Consider the following 18,390-nt stretch of genomic DNA (forward strand, 5'->3'; position numbering starts at 1 on the left):
ACTACGTCGAGTAGTACCTCGGGCGATACGGGGGGTCCTCCCAATCCCGCCTGAGCCGCCGATCGTCGAGCGTCAGGGGTGCGGGAAGTGGATCTCCGGTGAGGCGTTCGGCGCGGCGGGGACCATGAGCCGCGCGAGCGCGGCGGGCAGGTTGGCGATCGTCACGGCCGCCTCAGCCGCGCCCCTCGTGAGGTCCTGGCGCTCAGCGGCGGCGAGAAGGAACGCTGCGTACGCGACCTGCCCGTCGCCGGTCAGGTGGAACCGGTCACCCAGGAGGTACTCCGGGTGTGCCGCGACGACGTCACCCCACCGCATGGAGTGCACGCGGGCGCTCGCCGCGTCCCAGTCGGTCATCAGGTCCTGCACCCGGGCGGAGTTCGCCGGGTCCGGTCCGCGCCACCCGATCGCGAACGTCGTCGTGCGCGGCGCTGTGTCCTCGAGCAGCGACTCGTACGCCGCGTTCAGCACGGACGTGTCGAGGACGGTGTCGTTGGTGCCGAGGGCGAGCACGACCGTCTGGCCGAGCTGTCCGGTCTCGCGCAGCTGCTTCCCGACGGCGACCGCCTGGTCAGAGCGGCGGCCTGACTGCGCGTTGTAGCAAAGGGGTCTGCCGGCCTCTTGGAACGCGGCCCTCACGTGCTCGATGGACAGCTTGGTGAGCGAGTCTCCGATGACGGTGACGGAGTGAGGGTCAGCGGCGATCCTCACGCAGTCGGCGGTGCTGCCGCTGATGACGGGACCGTCGAGAGCGGGGGCCGGTGGCCCGAGACAGACGGTGACGAGCGCGCAGAGGGCAGCGGCGAGAACTGCGACGCGTAACGCCGCCGGTGCCCGTCGGGTGGACGAGAAGCGCATAGCGAACCCCTTCGATACGTCGTGGTCTCCGTGCGGCAGGCTCCCCGGCATCGTTCATGTCGCCGCGCTCACACTGCCGCCGTGACCCGGCAGTCGCTGTGGTTCCCCCGGTGCGCGACACCCCGCCCAGTGCAGTGCCATCGTGGGGCAGAACCGGGTGGCGCGTGGGCGAAATCGGAGACTCGTCCGGGCTGTCAGGTGGCGGGCATTGACGGGGCGGTCATGTGGCGGCGGGCTAGAGGACGGCCGCCGGGCAGTGGGCCCCTTGCCCCTGTCAGCGGGACAGTGGCCCAGCGCGCGGAGGAGGGGTGCTCCGGGAGCGAGGTCAGCGGCATACGGGTCGATGGATGGCACGATGGGCGCCGTGATGTACGAGCGGGCCGTCCGGCGAACCCTCTTCCGTCTGGGTGGCGGTGACGCGGAGGTCGCGCACGAGCGCACCCTGGCCGCCCTCGCGACCCTGGGCCGGGCCACGCCCGTGCTCCGCGGCCTACGGCGGCTGCTCGCCGTCCCCGCACCGCGGGAGGTGTTCGGGGTGCGCTTCCCGAGCCCGGTGGGCCTGGCCGCGGGTCTCGACAAGAACGGGGTGGCGCTGCGGGCCTGGCCGGCGCTCGGCTTCGGGTTCGTCGAGGTCGGCACGGTGACCCGCCACGCACAGCCGGGCAACCCCCGCCCGCGGCTGTTCCGGCTCGTCGAGAGCGGCGCGATCATCAACCGGATGGGCTTCAACAACCACGGCGCCGACGCCCTCGCCGCCCGGCTGCGGGCGCTCGGCCCGATTGGCGTGCCGCTCGGCATCAGCATCGGCAAGTCGAAGATCACCCCGGTCGAGGACGCCGTCGGCGACTACGTCTTCTCGATGCGGGTGCTGCGGCCGTATGCCGACTACTTCGCCGTCAACGTCAGCTCGCCGAACACCCCGGGGCTGCGCAGCCTGCAGGACCGGGGCGCCCTGGATGGTCTGCTCCGCGTCCTGAGGACCGAGGCCGGCGAGACGCCACTCGTCGTCAAGATCGCACCGGACCTGACCGACACCGCCATCGGCGAGGTCCTGGAGGTCTGCGCGGAGCACCGGGTCGACGGGCTCATCGCGACCAACACGACCATCGGCCGGGACGGCCTCGCCCCCGGTGACCAGGGCCGGGCCTCGGAGGCCGGTGGCCTGAGTGGTCGCCCCCTCACCGAGCGGTCGCGGGAGGTCGTGGGCTTCGTCCATCGCGAGGCCCCGGACCTGCCCGTCATCGGCGTCGGCGGCATCGCGACGGTCGACGACGCGCTGAGGATGCTCGACGCCGGCGCCTCACTGCTCCAGCTCTACTCCGGGTTCATCTACGGCGGACCGCCGCTCGTCCGGGCGATCAACCGCGCGGTCGCCCAGCGCAAGTAGTCAGGTCAGGTCGAGGCCTCACGAGCGTTCGCGGGCAAGGAACCGGACCGAACCGACGTCCCGCGCCCGACTCATTGCTTCGGTCGCTCGTCGACGATGCGGCGGGCCTTGCCCACGGACCGCTCTATGGAGCCGGGGTCGCGCACCTCGACCCGGCACGTCGTCCCGATGCGCGTCTTGATCGTGTGCTCGAGCCGGCGTGCGAGCGCCGCCCCGTCGGCCTCAGCCATCCGTTCGTGCGGCTCGACGAGGACCGTCAGCTCGACCATCCGGCCGGGCTGGCGCAGGACGCACTGGAAGTAGGGCGAGAGGGCCGGCTCGGCGAGGACGTGCTCCTCGATCTGGGTGGGAAAGACGTTGACGCCGCGGACGATCATCATGTCGTCGCTACGACCGGTGATCTTCTCCATCCGGCGCATGGACGGCACGGCGGTGCCGGGCAGCAGGCGCGTCAGGTCGCGGGTCCGGTACCGGATGACCGGCATCGCCTCCTTCGTGAGTGAGGTGAAGACGAGCTCGCCCGGCTCCCCCTCGGCGACGGGCTCCTCGGTGAGCGGGTCGATGATCTCGGGATAGAAGTGGTCCTCCCAGAGATGCAGGCCGTCCTTCGTCTCTGCCGACTCCTGCCCGACGCCCGGGCCCATCACCTCGGACAGCCCGTAGATGTCGACAGCGTCCATGCCGGTCCGGCCCTCGATCTCGGTGCGCATCGACTCCGTCCATGGCTCGGCACCGAAGATCCCGACGCGCAGCGAGGTCTCGTGCGGGTCGAGGCCGAGCCGCTCCATCTCGTCGATGAGCGAGAGGAAGTACGAGGGCGTCACCATGATGACCGTCGCCCCGAAGTCCCGGATGAGCTGGACCTGCCGGTCGGTCATCCCACCGCTCACCGGCACGACCGTGCAGCCCAGCCGCTCTGCGCCGTAGTGCGCGCCGAGACCGCCCGTGAACAGGCCGTAGCCGTAGGCGACGTGCACGACGTCACCGGGGCGACCACCGGCGAGGCGGATGGAGCGAGCCATGAGGTCGGCCCACGTATCGATGTCCCGGCGGGTGTAGCCCACGACCGTCGGCCGGCCCGTCGTCCCGGAGCTCGCGTGGACCCGGACCACCTCCTCGCGCGGCACCGCGAACATCCCGAAGGGGTAGTTCTCGCGCAGGTCGGCCTTGCTCGTCAGCGGGAGCTTTGCGACGTCGTCCAGTGACCGGATGTCGTCGGGATGGACGCCCTTGGCCTCGAAGGCCTTCCGGTAGTGAGGCACGTTCTCGTATGCCGCACGGACCGTCGCGCACAGCCGCTCGGTCTGCACGTGGCGCAGCTCGTCGACCGACAACGTCGGGAACTGGGACTCGTCGAGCGGCTGCGCGGGCGTGCCCGGATCGGGCCGTGAGGACGTCGTCGTCATGCGCTCCATTGTGTCCCGGGGCTCAGGCCGGCGGGAGGTCCGAGCCCTCCAGGGCCGGGGCCCCCTCGCCCCCGTCGGCTGCGGCGCTGTCCCGCACCTCGGCGTTGCGCATGCGGCGGAGGAAGGCACGGGTCCGCTCGTTCTTCGGGTTGCCGATGACCTGCTCGGGAGGCCCCTCCTCACACACGACACCGGCGTCCATGAAGACGACGTGGTCGGCGACCTCGCGGGCGAACTCCATCTCGTGGGTCACCACGATCATCGTCATCCCGGTCTGCGCCAGCTCGCGCATGACGCGGAGCACCTCACCGACGAGCTCGGGGTCGAGTGCCGAGGTCGGCTCGTCGAAGAGCATGAGCTTCGGCTCCATGGCGAGCGCCCGGGCGATCGCGACGCGCTGCTGCTGGCCGCCGGAGAGCGCGCCCGGGTACGCGGCCGACTTGTCCGCGAGGCCCACCGAGGCGAGCAGCTCCTGGGCACGGGCCCTCGCCTGGCCCCGGCGCACGCCCTTGACCTGTGTCGGTGCCTCGATGACGTTCTCGAGGGCGGTCTTGTGCGGGAAGAGGTTGAACCGCTGGAAGACCATGCCGATCTCACGCCGCTGCGTGGCGATCTGCTTGTCGTTCAGGTGGTGCAGTCGCCCGTGCTCATCTTCGCGGAAGCCCATCAGCTCGCCGTCGACCCAGATCCGTCCACCGTCGATGGACTCGAGCTGGTTGATGCACCGCAGGAACGTCGTCTTGCCGGACCCGGACGGACCGAGGAGGCAGACCACCTCGCCCCGGTGCACGGTCAGGTCGATGCCCTTCAGGACCTCGTTGCCGTGGAAGGACTTCATCACGTTGACGGCGCGGACCAGGACTTCACCCTGGGTCCGGCTCGTCTGGGGTGTCGCCGCTGTCTGAGTCATCATGCGCCTCCCACGCCTGCCGGCCGCGGGACGCGCTCCGGCGCCTTCCCCGCCGCCCGCCTAGTCTGTCCGAAGCCGCGCCCGAAGTAGCGCTCGAGGTAGTACTGGCCGACCATCAGCACCGAGCAGACGATGAGGTACCAGGCGACGACGGCGACGTAGGACGCCATGATCTCGAGGGTGCGGGTGCCGATAATGCGGACCTGGTAGTAGAGCTCGGTGATGATCGGGATCGCGACGAACAGCGACGTGTCCTTGACCATTGCGATGGTCTCGTTGCCGGTCGGCGGCACGATGACTCTCATGGCCTGGGGCAGCACGATGCGACGCATCGTCTTGCCGCCGCTCATGCCGAGGGCCTGCGCGGCCTCGGTCTGGCCCTGGTCCACGGAGATGATGCCGGCCCGCGCGATCTCGGCCATGTAGGCGGCCTCGGACATGCCCAGGCCGATGATGCCGGCGAGCAACGTGCTGGAGAACTCCTGCAGGCTGAGGTGGAAGAAGGTGAAGTCGTTCGACAGTCCCAGGGCGTGGGCGAACTGCTGGCCGAAGGGCAACCCGAAGTCCAGCCCGTCGTAAAGGAACGGGATGCCGGTGCCGATCATGCCGAGCAGGACGATGCGGGGGATGCCGCGGAAGAACCAGGTGTAGACGAACGCGACGCCGCGCAGGACCGGGTTGGCGGACAGGCGCATGACGGCGAGGACGATGCCGCCGATGACGCCGATGATCATCGCCCCGATCGTGCCGACGATGGTGCCCTTCCAGAGGCCCTCTAGGACCGGGTCCTGGTTCATGATCTGCAGCGCGATGCTGAAGCTCCACCGGTCGTTCGTCACGAAGGAGCTGATCATCATCGCGATCAGGATCGCAATGATGATCACGGCGACCCACCGCCATGGATGCGGCACCGGCCGGGCATGGATGATGCCCGGCCGGTCCGCCTCCGCTGCGCGAGGCGCGCCCGTGCTGGTGCTCATCGGCTCGGTGCTCATGGTTTCCTCACGACTTCAGCGTGGCTCAGTCCGTTCAGCGTGGCCCGTCAGGGGTTCAGCGCGAAGTCGCTGATCCCGCCGGACTCGACGCCCCACTTCTTGAGGGCGTTGTCATAGCTGCCGTCGGCCTTCGCCGCCTTGAGGGCATCGACGAGGGCGTTCGCGAAGTCGGTCTCGGACTTCGGGATGACGTAGCCGTAGGGGGCCGAGTCGTAGACGTCACCGAGCTTCTCGAGCTTGCCCGAGAACTGCTTGATCGCGTAGAGGCCGATCGGCGAGTCGGCGAGCATGGCGTCGACCTTGCCGCTGACGACGTCCGCCGTCACCTCGTCCTGCCCGTCGTGCGGGAGGATGTTGACGGCGGGCTTCCCGGCCGCGGTGCACTTCTTGCTCTTGGCCGTGATGTCGTCGAACTGCGTGGTGCCGCTCTGGACGCCGATGTTCTTGCCGCAGGCGTTGTTGGGGTCGATCTTGCCGGGGTTTCCCGGCTTGGTCACCCAGAGGGTGCCCGCCTTGTAGTAGCTGACCATGTTGACCTTGGCCTTGCGCTCGTCCGTGATGGAGAAGGACGAGACGCCGACGTCGTACTTGCCGCTGTCGACGCCGAGGATGATCGCGTCGAACTTCGAGGGCGAGTACTCGGCCGTCACGCCGAACTTCGCGGCCACGGCGTTGAAGAGGTCGACGTCCCAGCCCTCGACGGTCTTGCCGTCGGCCCCCATCATCTCGTTGGGGGCGTAGGTCGGGTCGATCCCCACGACGATCTTGCCTGCCGACTTGATCTTGGCTGGCAGCTTCGCGGCCAGGGCCTGGTCGACGGTGCCGGTGGGGGCGGGGGCGTTCGCCGTGTTGTTGCCGCCACCGCTGGCTCCGGGGGAGAGCGAGTTGGAACCACAGGCGGACAAGCTGAGCCCGAGGGCGACGGCGCCCGTCGCGGCCACGAGGGAGATGCGGCGCATCAGAGGTCCTTCCAGGATCGACCCGGGCAACTTCGCCCGGCGGTGTCCCGATCCTGCCACTGATGCATGGGAGCGGCACCCATGTCAGCGGCGTTTTCACGACGGGGCGCGGACGTTCCCTCCGCGTCCGCCGCCCCGTCGTGTCCAGGTAGGCCGCTGAACCGCCTACCGCTTCAGCCGCAGGATCGAGCCCGGCCCGTTCATCTGCCCGGTCTCGAAGTTGATGTCCGCCATCGTGCCGACGTAGAGGTAGCCGCCGTGAACCTCGACCGAGACGGCGTTCGGCACCTCGGCCGCGGTGCTGATGGCACCGTTCCGTGTGAGCTTGGAGATCTTCCCGCCGAACAGCTCGGCGACATACACCGTGCCGTCGGGGGCCACGGCGAGGTTCGTCGCACCGAGGAAGCCCCTGCTGACAAGGGATGCCTGTCCCGTGTTCGGGTTGACCTTGTAGACCGAGCCGTTGGCACCGAAGACGGGGCTCTCCACGCCACCGGGCAGGACCGTCACCCAGAGGGAGCCGTCGGGCGCCACCTCGACGTCGGTCGGCACCGGCTCGAAGGCGTAGGTGGCTCCGGCGAGGCACTCGGTGTCCGCCGGCGACATGCCGAACATCTCGGCGAGGGCGGCCGCCATCTCGCCGCTGAAGGTCACCGGTTGCGGCGGCAGCACCGTCAGGTTCGTGACGGCGCCCTTGTCGGTCACCGACCAGAGGTTGTTCGCGCCGGCGTCCGCGACGACCCAGCGGTTGCCTGCGCGCGCAACGGAGTACGGGTGTGAGTCCAGCATGCCGGTGTAGGTCGGCGCCCCCGTGAGATCTCCGAGGATCGCATTGACGCAGGCCTTCTTGGCCGCGTCGGCCCCAGGCCCGTAGTCCATGACGCCGTAGGTGTTGCCCTTGTCCGGGTTCTGGCTGGCCTCCACCCCGGCGATGTCGGCGACGACGTCCTGCTGGCCCCTGGTGCGCATGGTGAGCCCGGTCGCGCTGTGGTCGGCGTTGCTCCAGGTCCAGGCGACCGTCTTGCCGTCCGGCGTCACGTCGACGCCCGCGATGTCGCCGTCCTCAGGGCCGAAGGCGAACGGGGCCCGTCCGAGGATGCCCACGGTGTTGGTGAAGCCGTCGGCGACGTAGACCTCGTTGTTGTGACCGATGGCGAGGTTGAAGGGTCCGAGCGCGAAGTCGGACAGGGTCTTGTGCCAGTTCTTGCTGTCGGCATGGGCGGCCGGCGCGGCAATGGCCATGCAGGCGGCCGTCCCGGCCGCGACGACACAGGCGAGTCGGCGAAGGTGCATCGTCATGGTCTCCTCATAGTGAATTGAGGGCCCGACAGGTTGGCGTACGAAGCCCCCGCGGCGTCACGTGACGTCGATCACCCGAGGCTAGGGCCGGCCCAGATCGCTGTCCCCAGATTCTGTGAATTCCCGTGTCAGCACTGACTTTTCGCGGGTCGCTCCATCCCTTATGTCGCCGTTTGTCCCGATCTGCCGCTCGGTAGTTCGAGGGCGTCAGGTGGTGCGGAGGGACCTCGACCGACCGCGGAACTCGGCGATGATCTGGCCGTCCGACTCGCGGCGCACGGTGACGTCGGTGATGCCGCTGCGGCCGAAGGCGGACCGGACGACGCCCTCGGCGACGAGCACGTCGCCGAGCCGCCCGGGCGCCGTGAACGTGATGTCCGCGCCCGCCGCGACCGTCGTCGCACCTCGGGAGTTGCAGGCCAGCGCGAAGCAGGAGTCGGCCAGGGTGAAGATGAAACCCCCGTGGCAGATGTCGTGCCCGTTGACCATGTCTTCCCGGATCGGCATCCGGACTACGGCGTGGTCCCGCTCGAGCAGGTCGATCACCATGCCGAGGCCGCGTGACGCCACGTCGTCGTCCCACATCCGCTGGGCGAAGGCGACACCCTCCTCGTGCTGCGGCTCAGTCATCGAGGCTCCCATCCGTCAGGGCCGGGCTCGGCCGGTAGCGCCCGCCGGGGAAGGCCCGGTCCAGGGCCGCGAGCTGCTCGGCGACGACGTCGAGGCCGATGTCTCGGCCCCACTCGATCGGGCCCCTCGGGTAGTTCACCCCCAGGCGCATCGCCGTGTCCACGTCCGCGGCGCTCGCCTCGCCCCGATGGACGAGGTCGACGGCCTCGTTGACGAGCATGGCGACGGTGCGTCCGAGCGGGTCGGTCTCGACCGGGCCGGATCCGAGCCGCTCGGCGAGCCCGAGGTCCGGGCCGGCGACGGCGGCAGCCGGCTCAGCGCCATACGAGTAGACGCCTCGGCCCGACTTGCGACCGAGCCGGCCCGCCTCGACCAGGCCACGCTGGAACTCCGTCGGCGCGTAGCGCGGGTCGCGTCCGGTCTGCTCCCACACGGAGGCGCCGACCGCATAGTTGACGTCCTGCCCGATCAGGTCGGTCAGCTCGAACGGCCCCATCCGGAAGCCCCCCTGCTCCCGGAAGATCCAGTCCACGGTGGCGGGGTCGGCGAGGCCCTCCTCGACCACACGCTGCGCCTCCCCGTAGAAGGGCCGCGCGACGCGGTTGACGATGAAGCCGGGTGTCGACGTGCAGGTCACCGGCGTCTTGCCCCAGGCCGCCATGAGCGCGGCCGCGTGTGCCAGGTAGGCCGCCGCCGTCCCCTTGCCGTGTACCACCTCGACGAGGCGCATGAGGGGCGGGGGGTTGAAGAAGTGCAGGCCGAGGACGCGTTCGGGGTCGGGGATCGGCTCGGCGATCGCGGTGATGTCGAGGCTGGACGTGTTCGTGGCGAGGATCGTCGTCGGGGGCTGCGTCGCCGCGACGTCGCCGAGGATCCGCTGCTTGAGCTCGAGGTCCTCGGGCACCGCCTCGACCACGAGGGCACACTCGGGCAGGTCGGAGATCGCCGTGGCGGGAGTGATCCGGTCGGTCACGGCCGTCGCCGCGTCCTGCGTCAGGCGGCCCTTGTCGACCTGCCGGGCGAGGACGGTCCGCATCCGCTCGATGGCCGCCTCCGCTGCTCCGGCGACCGCGTCCACGAGGATGACCCCGTGTCCCGCCGTGGCGGCGACCTGGGCGATGCCGGCGCCCATGGTGCCCGCGCCGATGACGGCTACTTCTCCAAGCGTGGTCGGGGCGTCTGGATCTCTCGACAGGTCCATGGCCCGCATTGTGCCGTGCCGCGCTCACGCGAGGATGGAAGGCACCACGCCGCCGTTAGTCGTCCCGGGAGCCGGGTATCGCATCGAGGCGGGCGTCGAGTGCCCGTGAGGACTCGGGTCGAGGGAGGACGCATGACCCAGGCTCCGGAGGGCGGCGCACGCGAGGCGGCCGCCCGGCTCGGACAGGACACGGCCGACCTGGTGCGCGCCGAGGTGGAGCGCCGCCGGGACGACCTGATGGCGACGGTCTGGCGCTCCAGCACGGCCCTTGCGCTCTTCGGCGGGGCGGCCGGCTGCGGCCTGCTGGCGGTGGCCATGGGGGAGGTCGCGGTCCTGCGCGGCCTCGAGAAGGTCATGCCGAGGGGGCGCGCCGCCCTCGTCCTCACGACCTTCCATGTCGCAAGCGCGGTCGGTCTCGCCCTCGCCGGCCGGCGCGCGATGGAGCGGGCCGGGGCCGCCGCGCAGGCCGCGTTGGACAAGACGAGCGACGACGTGCGCAGCGCGCGTGACGAGGCCGCTTCGGCCGGACCCGACCTGCCGATCTGAGCAGGGCCCCTGCCTCGTCGTGATCTAGCATCGGCAAGGTGACTGCAACGGCGCGCACCTCGGCCCACTCTCTCCTCGACAAGCACGCGGGAGTCCTCGACGAGATCCGTCGGGCGCTCACCGAGCGCTCCTGGTACTCGCGCTACCCCGAGTCGCCGAGCCCCCGTGTCTACGGCGAGACCGCGGCCGCCGATGGTGTCGCCGCGTACGAGGCGCACCTGAACCAGAGGTATGCCGCCCAGCTCGTCTCGGCGACCGACGGCACGTGGGTGGGCGGCGAGGTGTCGCCCTACGGGCCGACGCTCGGTGTCGCGTACCCGGGCCTCGACATCGAGGCCGGCCTGGTGGCGGCGAAGGCCGCACTGCCGGCGTGGCGTGACGGGGGGCCCGAGGTTCGGGCCGCGGTCTGCGTGGAGATCGTGGACCGGCTGCACACGCGCAGCTTCGAGATCGGCAACGCGGTCATGCACACGTCCGGCCAGCCGTTCGTCATGGCCTTCCAGGCCGGCGGCCCGCAGGCGCAGGACCGGGCACTCGAGGCGATCGCGGCCGGGCTCGTCGAGCAGGAGCGGGTGCCCGAGTCCGTGCTCTGGGAGCGGCCCGCGAAGGGCGAGCCGATCCGGATGCAGAAGGACTACCGCATCGTCGGCCGGGGGATCGCGCTCGTCATCGGGTGCAACACGTTCCCGACGTGGAACGCGTATCCCGGCATCTTCGCCGACCTCGTCACGGGCAACGCCGTCGTCGTCAAGCCGCACCCCCGGGCCGTGCTGCCACTCGCCATCACGGTCGAGGTCGCGCGTGCCGTGCTCGAGGAGGCAGGTTTCGACCCGGCGCTCGTCCAGCTCGCGGCCGAGAACGACGGACAGGGCCTGGCCAAGGTCCTCGCCGAGCGCCCCGAGATCGCGATCATCGACTACACCGGCGGGCCGGCGTTCGGCGCCTGGCTCGAGCAGGCCGGCGCGGCCCGGGGCGCGCTGGTCTACACGGAGAAGGCCGGCCTCAACACGATTGTCGTCGACTCGACCGACGACCTGAGGGGCATGCTCGGCAATCTCGCCTTCTCCCTCTCGCTCTACTCGGGCCAGATGTGCACCGCCCCCCAGAACATCTACGTCCCCGAGGCGGGCGTCGAGACCGACGAGGGACACCTGTCCTTCGACGAGTTCGGCGACCGGCTGGCCGGGGCCGTCCAGCGACTCACCGGTGAGGACGCCAAGGCGGTCGAGATCCTCGGCGCCACCGTCAACGACAAGGTCCGCGGGAACGCCGACGCGCTCGAGTCGATCGCCGCCGAGGCGGAGGGGCGGGTCGTGCTCGAGTCGCGCCGCGTCGTGCACCCGGCGTACGAGGCCGCGGTCGTCCGTGCTCCCGGCCTCGTCGCTCTCGACGTCTCCCGTGAGGACGTCTACACCGAGGAGTGCTTCGGGCCGGTGGGCTTCCTCATCAAGACCGCCTCCACCGAGCAGTCCCTGGCGCAGCTCGCCGACACGACGCACGATCACGGCGCCATGACGGCCTCGGTCTACTCGACCGACGAGTCGGTGCTCGACGCCGCGCGCGACGCGGCCGCCGTGGGTGGCGTCGCGCTGTCCGAGAACCTGACCGGGCAGATCTTCGTCAATCAGACGGCCGCCTTCTCGGACCTGCACGGCACCGGGGCCAACCCTGCCGCCAACGCTGCCTACGCGGACGCCGCCTTCGTCGCGAACCGGTTCCGCGTCATCACCTCGCGACGGCACGTGCGATGACCGAACCCGGTCCACTCCCGTCCGGTGACCCTCTTTCCACCCCGTCGAGTGAACCCTCCGTCCCAGGCGTAACAGCGGCCGAGCCCCTCCCCACCCCGTCGAGTGAGCCCTCCGTCCCACCCGACATGGGGGTGGCCGGGGCGCGCATGGGCGCGATCGACCGAGTGGCGGCGCAGAGGTCGACCATCAAGGTCCTCGTCGCCTCGCAGGTGCTCGGCGGGGTCGGCATGGCGAGCGGCATCGCCGTCGGCGCCTTGCTCGCCGAGCAGCTCTCCGGCTCCGAGACGCTCGCGGGGCTCGGCACGACGACCCAGGTGCTCGGTGGTGCTCTCATCGCGATTCCGGTCGCGCGCCTGATGGCCGCCAGGGGTCGGCGGCCGGGCCTCGCGCTCGGCTACGTCCTCGCCCTCGTCGGCGCCGCGACCGTCGTCACGTCGGCGGTGGCCGGCTCGTTCCCGCTCCTGCTCGTCGGCATGTTCCTCTTCGGTGGCGGGACCACGGCCAACGGCCAGGCCCGGTATGCCGCCGCCGACCTCGCCGTGCCCGAGCGCCGCGGCCGCGACCTGTCGATCGTCGTCTGGTCGACCACGATCGGCTCCGTCCTCGGCCCGAACCTCGTCGGTCCCGGCCAGGCCGTCGCCCGCGTCGTGGGCATCCCGCCCCTGGCCGGGTCCTTCCTCTTCTCCCTCGCGGGCTTCGCGCTCGCCCTGCTCGTCGTCGGCCGCCTGCTGCGCCCGGACCCGCTCCTGACGGCCCGGGCGCTCGAGCGCGCGGCTCGCGGGGACGAGCGGCATACGGGCTCCTCGGAGCAGCACGACGGGTCGATGGGGCGGGCGCTCAAGACGATCCGCCGCAACACGCTCGCGCTCGAGGCCGTCCTCGTCGTCGCGCTCGGGCACCTCGTGATGGTGTCCGTGATGGTGATGACACCCCTGCACATGTCGCACGGGCACGCGGAGCTCGAGGTGATCGGCTTCGTGATCTCGGTCCACATCCTCGGCATGTACGCGTTCTCGCCCCTCGTCGGGATGGCCGTCGACCGGTGGGGTAGCCGCCGGATCGCGATGGCTGGCGGAGCGATCCTCGCCGTGGCCGCCTTCCTCGCGTCGCGGTCCGAGGTCGGGTGGTCGGGACTCCTCCTCGTCGCGCTGTTCCTGCTCGGGGTCGGCTGGTCGTGCACGCTCGTGTCCGGTTCGACCCTGCTGACGAACGCGGTGACGACGGACGAGAGGCCCGCGGTCCAGGGGCTCTCGGACGTGCTCATGGGGCTCGCCGGCGCGGGCGGCGGAGCGATGGCGGGCGTCGTCGTGGGCGGGCTCGGCTACGCGTGGCTCGCCGGGGGCGCCGCCCTCGTGGGCATCGCGATCATGGCCATCGCGCTGGCCGCGATGCTCCGCCACACCGCCGGCGCGCGGGCCGTCGAGGGCTGACCCGGTACGCCTGCCTGCCGGACCCGCTGGGCGGTGCGGCCTCGGCTCAGGAGACGACCTTGAGCGTGGAGGTCCGGTCGGGCTTGACGACCACCTCGATCCGGTCGGCGACCCGCGACTTCAGCTCGGTCACGTGGCTCACGATGCCGACGGTGCGGCCGCCCTCGCGCAGCCCCTCGAGGGTGTGCATGACGTCGTCGAGCACCTCCGGGTCGAGCGTGCCGAACCCCTCGTCGACGAAGAGCGTGCCGAGGTCGACACCACCGGACTCAGCCCGCACCACCTCGGCGAGGGCCAGCGCGAGGGAGAGGGAGACGTAGAAGGTCTCACCGCCGGACAGGGTCCCGACCTCGCGGACCTGGTTGGTGTGCATGTCATGGACCCGGATGCCGAGGCCGGACTTCGCGTTGCCCTGCTTCGCGTCCGTGTGCTCCAGCGAGTAGCGCCCGCCCGAGAACTTGGCCAGCTCGGTGTTCGCGACGGAGAGCACCTCGGTGAAGCGTCGGATGAGGACGTACTTGGCAAGGTCGAGGTTGAGCTGGTTGTCACCGTTGCCGGCCACGAGCTGGCCGACGCGGACCGCATCGGCCGTCTCGGCGATGACCGTGGCGTTGCGCTCCAAGGCCGCCTCGACGTCGCCGAGTCGCTCCCTCGTGCGGGCGGTCTGGCTCCGGAGGCTGCCGTGCTCGTTGCTCGCCTGCTCCATCTCCTTCTTCGCGGCGCGCTCGAGCTCCGCCAGCTGGTCGATGTCGTCGAAGAGCGCGTCGAGCTGGACGTCGGCCAGCTCCGGCCCGGACAGGCCGGCCCTGACCTCGGTGCATTCGCGCTCGAAGTCGGCGATGGCCTTCTTCGTCGCGCTGATCCACTCCATCGGACGGTCTGCCTCGAGCCACTCCTCGATCGAGCCGAACCCCGCGGCTGCGAGGTCGGCGTCGCGAACCGCGGCCGCCTCCGACACCGCGCGGGCCGCCGACTCGTGGGCGGACAGCGCATCGATGAGGGCGTCCACGTGCGCCGCAGCCGTCGTCAGGCTGGCACGGCGTTCTGCAACGCTCGGGTGACCGTCCCGGGCGCGTTCGACTTCCGCGCCCTCCCGCTCGAGGCGGTCGGTCCAGTTGGCGCGGCTCTGCTCGAGCCGGGCCAGCTCGGACGCAAGGGTCCTCGATCGCTCGCTCAGCTCCTGTTCGCGGCGGCGCAGCTCCTCGAGGCGCTCGGTCCCGGTCCGCAGCTCGGCGCCTGCACGGATCGACTCCGACAGCTCCTGACCGGCCCGCTCCGCCTCGGCCCTGGCCGCGTCGACGCCGAGGCCGCCGGACCGGGCCGACAGCTCGCCGAGCTCGGTCCGGAGCGCACCAAGTTGCTCCGCGCGTGCCGTCGCCGTCGATCGGAGCTGCTCCAGTCGGGCCTCCTCGGCCTCGACCTGGTCCGCGGTGACCGCGGTCGGGCTGGGGCGGGCGGGCGCCGGGTGGTCGGTCGAGCCGCAGACCGGGCATGGGTCGCCTTCGGCGAGGGTGAGGCCCAGCTCACCGGCGATGCCGTCGATGCGGCTCTGCCGGAGCCGGCCCAGCTCGCCCTCGGCGGTGCGCACGGCCTCGAGGGCTCCCGCGACGGATGCTTCAACGTCGGGGAGCCGTGCGGCCGCGCCCTCATGTGCCAGGGCGGCCTCGAGGCGCTCCTTGGCGTGCTGCGTCGCGGCGGCGCGGCTCTCCTTGAGGGCCAGCAGGCGGCGGGCCTCCCCGAGCGCCTCGTCCTGCTCGCGGACCAGCTGCGGCACGGCGGCCAGCTCGGTCGTGACCTGCTCGAGCGACTCGCGGTGCTGGGCGGCCGCCCGGGCGACACCGCGGGCCTGCTCGCGGCGGCTCTCGAGGCCGGCCTCGAGGTCGATGGCGCCGGTGAGCGAGCCGATGACCTCGCGCTGGCTCGTCGCCTCGCCGCGCAGGGCGGCGATGCTGCGGTCCCGCAGGTGTGGCTCGACTCGCCCTCGCGCCGCGGCGAGGGCTGCCTGGGCCCGCTTCAGCGCGGCCTCGGCCTGGGCGAGGGTCCGCACGGCGCCCGCCACCGGACGGGCCTGACCGGCCCGGGCCAGCTCCTCGCCCAGTCGCTGGAACTCCACGGCCCGACGACCGAGGTCCTCGTCACGCCGCTGCAGCTCGAGGAGCCGCTCGCGACGCTGCATCCGCAGGCGCGCGTCACCGACCATATCGGCCATCTGCTTGTGCCGGTCGATGGCCTCGCGGCTCGCCTTGCGGGCGTGGCGCTCGCGGGTGCGCAGCTCGTCGACGACCTCGGCGAGCTCGCCCAGCAGGTCGTCAGGTCGGGTCCGGCTGAGCTCGACGAGGGCGTCCCGCCGCTCCTCGCCGAGGCCCGCGGAGACGGCGAAGGCGTGCACGGCGTCGCGGATCTCGTCGACCGCTCGCTGGCGCCGGGCCTGCGCGACTCGGCCCGCCTCGACGATCTGCTCCTGGACCCGGCGGAAGAACGCGGTGCCGAAGACCTTCTCGAGCAGCTTGCCCTTGTCCTCGGAACGGGCGCGGAGGAACGTCGCGAACTCGCCCTGCGGCAGGATCACGGTCTGCACGAACTGGTCGCGGGTCAGCCCGACGGCCCGGGTGATCTCGTCGTCGCAGTCGCCGATGTTCGTCGAGAGGAGCTCGCCGCCCTCGAGGTCGTCGGGAGAGCCGAGTCGCCAGAGCTTCACGCTCGGCTGTTGGACTGTCGTGCCGGCGCCGCGGGACTTGGGGCGCTCGAAGCGGGGTGTCCGGCGGACTCGGTAGAGCCCGGACTGGGTCTCGAAGACGAGCGTGACGACCGGCACGGTGCGCGGGTCGGCGTGGTGTGAGTGGATCCGCTCGACGTCGGCCGCCGCCTGGGCGACCTTGCCGTAGAGCCCGAAGGTGATGGCGTCGATGATCGTCGACTTCCCAGAGCCGGTCGGCCCCTCGAGGAGGAACAGGCCGGCCCGCCCGACCGAGGCGAAGTCGATGCGCTCGGTGCCGGCATACGGGCCGATCGCGGTCATCTCGAGCAGGTGCAGCTGCACGTCACGTCACCTCCTGGGCTTCGGCGAGCCGCTGCGCCTTGACGGCCGCCTCATAGCCCGCCGTGAAGACCTCGAGCTCACCCTCGCTCGCCATCGTCTTCGTGACGTGGGCGACGAAGTCGGACCCCAGCTCTCGTGGGTCGCTCTCGCTGACGGCGGTGGTCCCGCCGCGACGCCGCTCGATGGTCCCCTCCGGCTCGTGGAAGACCTGCAGGGCGTGGGGAAAGCGGGACTTGAGCCGGTCCATGAGCGCGTCGGGGCGGACCCGGTCGGTCACGGCGACACGGACCCATGACGCCTCGTGCTCCGCGAGCGACCCGTCGGCAAGCAGGTCGTCGAGGCGGCCGCGCAGGGTGGCCATGGGTCGGGGCTGGTCGATCTCGACCGGGGTCACCGCCGCCTCGCCGTCCGCCGGCACGTCGACCAGGAGGACGACCTTCGTGTGGTCCTGCTCGGAGAACGAGTAGCGCAGGGGTGACCCGGAGTAGCGCACCACCGAGCCGTCAGCGCCCACCGGTGCCTGGGGGCCGTGCAGGTGACCGAGCGCCGCGTAGTCGATCCCGGCGAACACCGTCGCGGCGACCCTGTCGACGCCCCCGACCGCGATGGACCGCTCGGAATCGCTCGGCTCGGCTCCGGCCACGAAGGCATGCGCGAGCACGATGCTGCGGACCCCGGAACGTCCCGCGAGGTCCGCACGGATCCGCTCGCATGCCGCAGCGAGCACGGCCTGGTGCGACCGGGCCAGCGGCTCACCCCCGCCCGCGAGCAGCACGCGGGCGTGGTCGACGTCGAGGTAGGGCACGCCATACACCGCCGCACGCACACCGTCGGACCCCTCCAGCAGGACCGGGAGGTCGAGCCGCGTGGCGTCGGTGATCATCCGGATCCGGTCGCGGAACAGCCCGGAGCCGTAGCCGAGCCGGATCGCGGAGTCGTGGTTGCCCGAGGTGACGATGACCGTCGTGACCTCTGACAAGCGGGCCAGCGTCCACTCGAGGAGCTGGACGGACTCGACGGGCGGCACGCCGCGGTCGTAGACGTCACCCGCGATCAGCACGGCGTCGATCGGCACGCCGTCGACCGGGTCCTCGACGAGGCGGCAGATGCGCTCGAGCACGGCGGACTGCGCCTCGTGGAGGTTGACCCCGTGCAGGGTCCGTCCGAGGTGCCAGTCAGAGGTGTGGAGCAACCGCATGCCCTGACGGTAGGACCGACGTCCGACAGCGCCTAAACGGACACGCCCCGCTGTGACGGATGAGGTATGCCGCTCAGCCCGCCCCTGTCGGGTGGCCGTTGTCGGTGGCCTCCGTCATCATGAGCCGGCATGAGGCGAGAGTTCCAGGTGACCTTCGACGCGGCCGACCCCGTCTCCCTCGGGCTCTTCTGGGCGGAGGCGCTCGGCTACGTCATCGATCCGCCGCCGGGCAGCGGTCTGCCGCCCGAGACACCGGCCGGTGAGGTGGTGGAGGCGTGGATGGCGTTCCTCACGGGCGCGGGCGTGCCCGCGGACCGGCCCCGGTCCGCCTCGGCGATCGTCGACCCGACCGGGGTGGGGCCGCGCGTCATCTTACAACAGGTGCCCGAGCCGAAGTCGGCGAAGAACCGTGTCCACCTCGATGTCCGGGCCGCGCAGGGGCTCGAGGGCGAGGAGCGGATGGCGGCGCTGGAGCAGGAGTGCCAACGTCTGGTCGCACTGGGTGCGAGTCGCAGGCAGCGGTTCGACCCCGCGCCGCCCATGTCGGCCGGGTTCATCGTGATGTGGGACCCGGAGGGCAACGAGTTCTGCCTCGACTGAGCCAAGCGGTGAGGACCCGAGTGAGGAACGAGCGAGGCCCGGAGCCGCGGTTCGGCTCAGGCGAGAAGGGGCTCGACTGAGCCAAGCGGTGAGGACCCGAGTGAGGAACGAGCGAGGCCCGGAGCCGCGGTTCGGCTCAGGCGAGAGAAGGGGCTCGACTGAGCCAAGCGGTGAGGACCCGAG

General features: G+C 71.2%; 15 protein-coding genes. 5 read left to right on the plus strand and 10 right to left on the minus strand.

From position 1 onward, the window contains the following. Window positions 1-72: 72 nt before the first annotated feature. Window positions 73-855 (minus strand): hypothetical protein, encoded by a 783-nt coding sequence (locus tag ACTHJJ_RS18955; protein WP_440304504.1) that lies wholly within the window; start codon window positions 853-855, stop codon window positions 73-75. Window positions 856-1,210: 355 nt separating this feature from the next. Between ACTHJJ_RS18955 and ACTHJJ_RS18960 the strand changes: the two genes are divergently transcribed. Further along, the gene (locus tag ACTHJJ_RS18960) at window positions 1,211-2,242 is read left to right on the plus strand and encodes a quinone-dependent dihydroorotate dehydrogenase (RefSeq protein WP_440304505.1); all 1,032 of its coding nucleotides are present in this window, start codon (window positions 1,211-1,213) and stop codon (window positions 2,240-2,242) included. Between the two features lie 71 nt (window positions 2,243-2,313). Here ACTHJJ_RS18960 and paaK read toward each other — a convergent pair whose 3' ends face one another. From paaK to ACTHJJ_RS18995, 7 genes are all read right to left on the minus strand, one after another. Continuing rightward, complete coding sequence (gene paaK / locus ACTHJJ_RS18965) at window positions 2,314-3,648, minus strand: phenylacetate--CoA ligase PaaK (protein ID WP_440304506.1); 1,335 nt, start codon at window positions 3,646-3,648, stop codon at window positions 2,314-2,316. A 22-nt stretch (window positions 3,649-3,670) separates the two neighbouring features. Further along, window positions 3,671-4,558, minus strand: a complete 888-nt coding sequence (locus ACTHJJ_RS18970) for an amino acid ABC transporter ATP-binding protein (protein ID WP_440304507.1) — start codon at window positions 4,556-4,558, stop codon at window positions 3,671-3,673. Next, window positions 4,558-5,553 (minus strand): amino acid ABC transporter permease, encoded by a 996-nt coding sequence (locus tag ACTHJJ_RS18975; protein WP_440304508.1) that lies wholly within the window; start codon window positions 5,551-5,553, stop codon window positions 4,558-4,560. The genes ACTHJJ_RS18970 and ACTHJJ_RS18975 overlap by 1 nt, the downstream gene beginning before the upstream one ends. Window positions 5,554-5,600: 47 nt before the next feature. Continuing rightward, entirely contained in the window at window positions 5,601-6,512 is a 912-nt protein-coding gene (locus tag ACTHJJ_RS18980; protein ID WP_440304509.1) for an ABC transporter substrate-binding protein, read from the minus strand. Between the two features lie 165 nt (window positions 6,513-6,677). Continuing rightward, entirely contained in the window at window positions 6,678-7,811 is a 1,134-nt protein-coding gene (locus ACTHJJ_RS18985; protein WP_440304510.1) for a ScyD/ScyE family protein, read from the minus strand. A 207-nt stretch (window positions 7,812-8,018) separates the two neighbouring features. Further along, window positions 8,019-8,441, minus strand: a complete 423-nt coding sequence (gene paaI / locus ACTHJJ_RS18990; protein WP_440304511.1) for a hydroxyphenylacetyl-CoA thioesterase PaaI — start codon at window positions 8,439-8,441, stop codon at window positions 8,019-8,021. Further along, on the minus strand, window positions 8,434-9,642 hold the full coding sequence (locus ACTHJJ_RS18995) for a 3-hydroxyacyl-CoA dehydrogenase NAD-binding domain-containing protein (RefSeq protein WP_440304512.1): 1,209 nt from the start codon (window positions 9,640-9,642) through the stop codon (window positions 8,434-8,436). The genes paaI and ACTHJJ_RS18995 overlap by 8 nt, the downstream gene beginning before the upstream one ends. A gap of 132 nt (window positions 9,643-9,774) precedes the next feature. Between ACTHJJ_RS18995 and ACTHJJ_RS19000 the strand changes: the two genes are divergently transcribed. From ACTHJJ_RS19000 to ACTHJJ_RS19010, 3 genes are all read left to right on the plus strand, one after another. Further along, complete coding sequence (locus tag ACTHJJ_RS19000; protein WP_440304513.1) at window positions 9,775-10,188, plus strand: phage holin family protein; 414 nt, start codon at window positions 9,775-9,777, stop codon at window positions 10,186-10,188. Between the two features lie 38 nt (window positions 10,189-10,226). Then, window positions 10,227-11,939, plus strand: coding sequence for a phenylacetic acid degradation protein PaaN (paaN, locus tag ACTHJJ_RS19005; RefSeq protein WP_440304514.1), 1,713 nt, complete (start codon window positions 10,227-10,229; stop codon window positions 11,937-11,939). 146 nt (window positions 11,940-12,085) lie between these two features. After that, window positions 12,086-13,369: an MFS transporter gene (locus ACTHJJ_RS19010; protein WP_440304515.1), complete on the plus strand. Its 1,284-nt coding sequence runs from the start codon at window positions 12,086-12,088 to the stop codon at window positions 13,367-13,369. A 46-nt stretch (window positions 13,370-13,415) separates the two neighbouring features. Here the strand turns inward: ACTHJJ_RS19010 and ACTHJJ_RS19015 are convergent, their stop codons facing one another. Both ACTHJJ_RS19015 and ACTHJJ_RS19020 read right to left on the minus strand, forming a co-directional pair. After that, window positions 13,416-16,409, minus strand: a complete 2,994-nt coding sequence (locus ACTHJJ_RS19015; RefSeq protein WP_440304516.1) for an AAA family ATPase — start codon at window positions 16,407-16,409, stop codon at window positions 13,416-13,418. A 1-nt stretch (window position 16,410) separates the two neighbouring features. Further along, window positions 16,411-17,607 (minus strand): exonuclease SbcCD subunit D, encoded by a 1,197-nt coding sequence (locus tag ACTHJJ_RS19020; RefSeq protein ID WP_440304517.1) that lies wholly within the window; start codon window positions 17,605-17,607, stop codon window positions 16,411-16,413. 129 nt (window positions 17,608-17,736) lie between these two features. Here ACTHJJ_RS19020 and ACTHJJ_RS19025 point away from each other — a divergent pair, with 129 nt between their 5' ends. Then, window positions 17,737-18,207, plus strand: a complete 471-nt coding sequence (locus ACTHJJ_RS19025) for a VOC family protein (RefSeq protein WP_440304518.1) — start codon at window positions 17,737-17,739, stop codon at window positions 18,205-18,207. Window positions 18,208-18,390 lie beyond the last annotated feature (183 nt).

Source organism: Intrasporangium sp., from assembly GCF_051961875.1.
In the GTDB taxonomy this organism is placed as follows: domain Bacteria; phylum Actinomycetota; class Actinomycetes; order Actinomycetales; family Dermatophilaceae; genus Intrasporangium_A.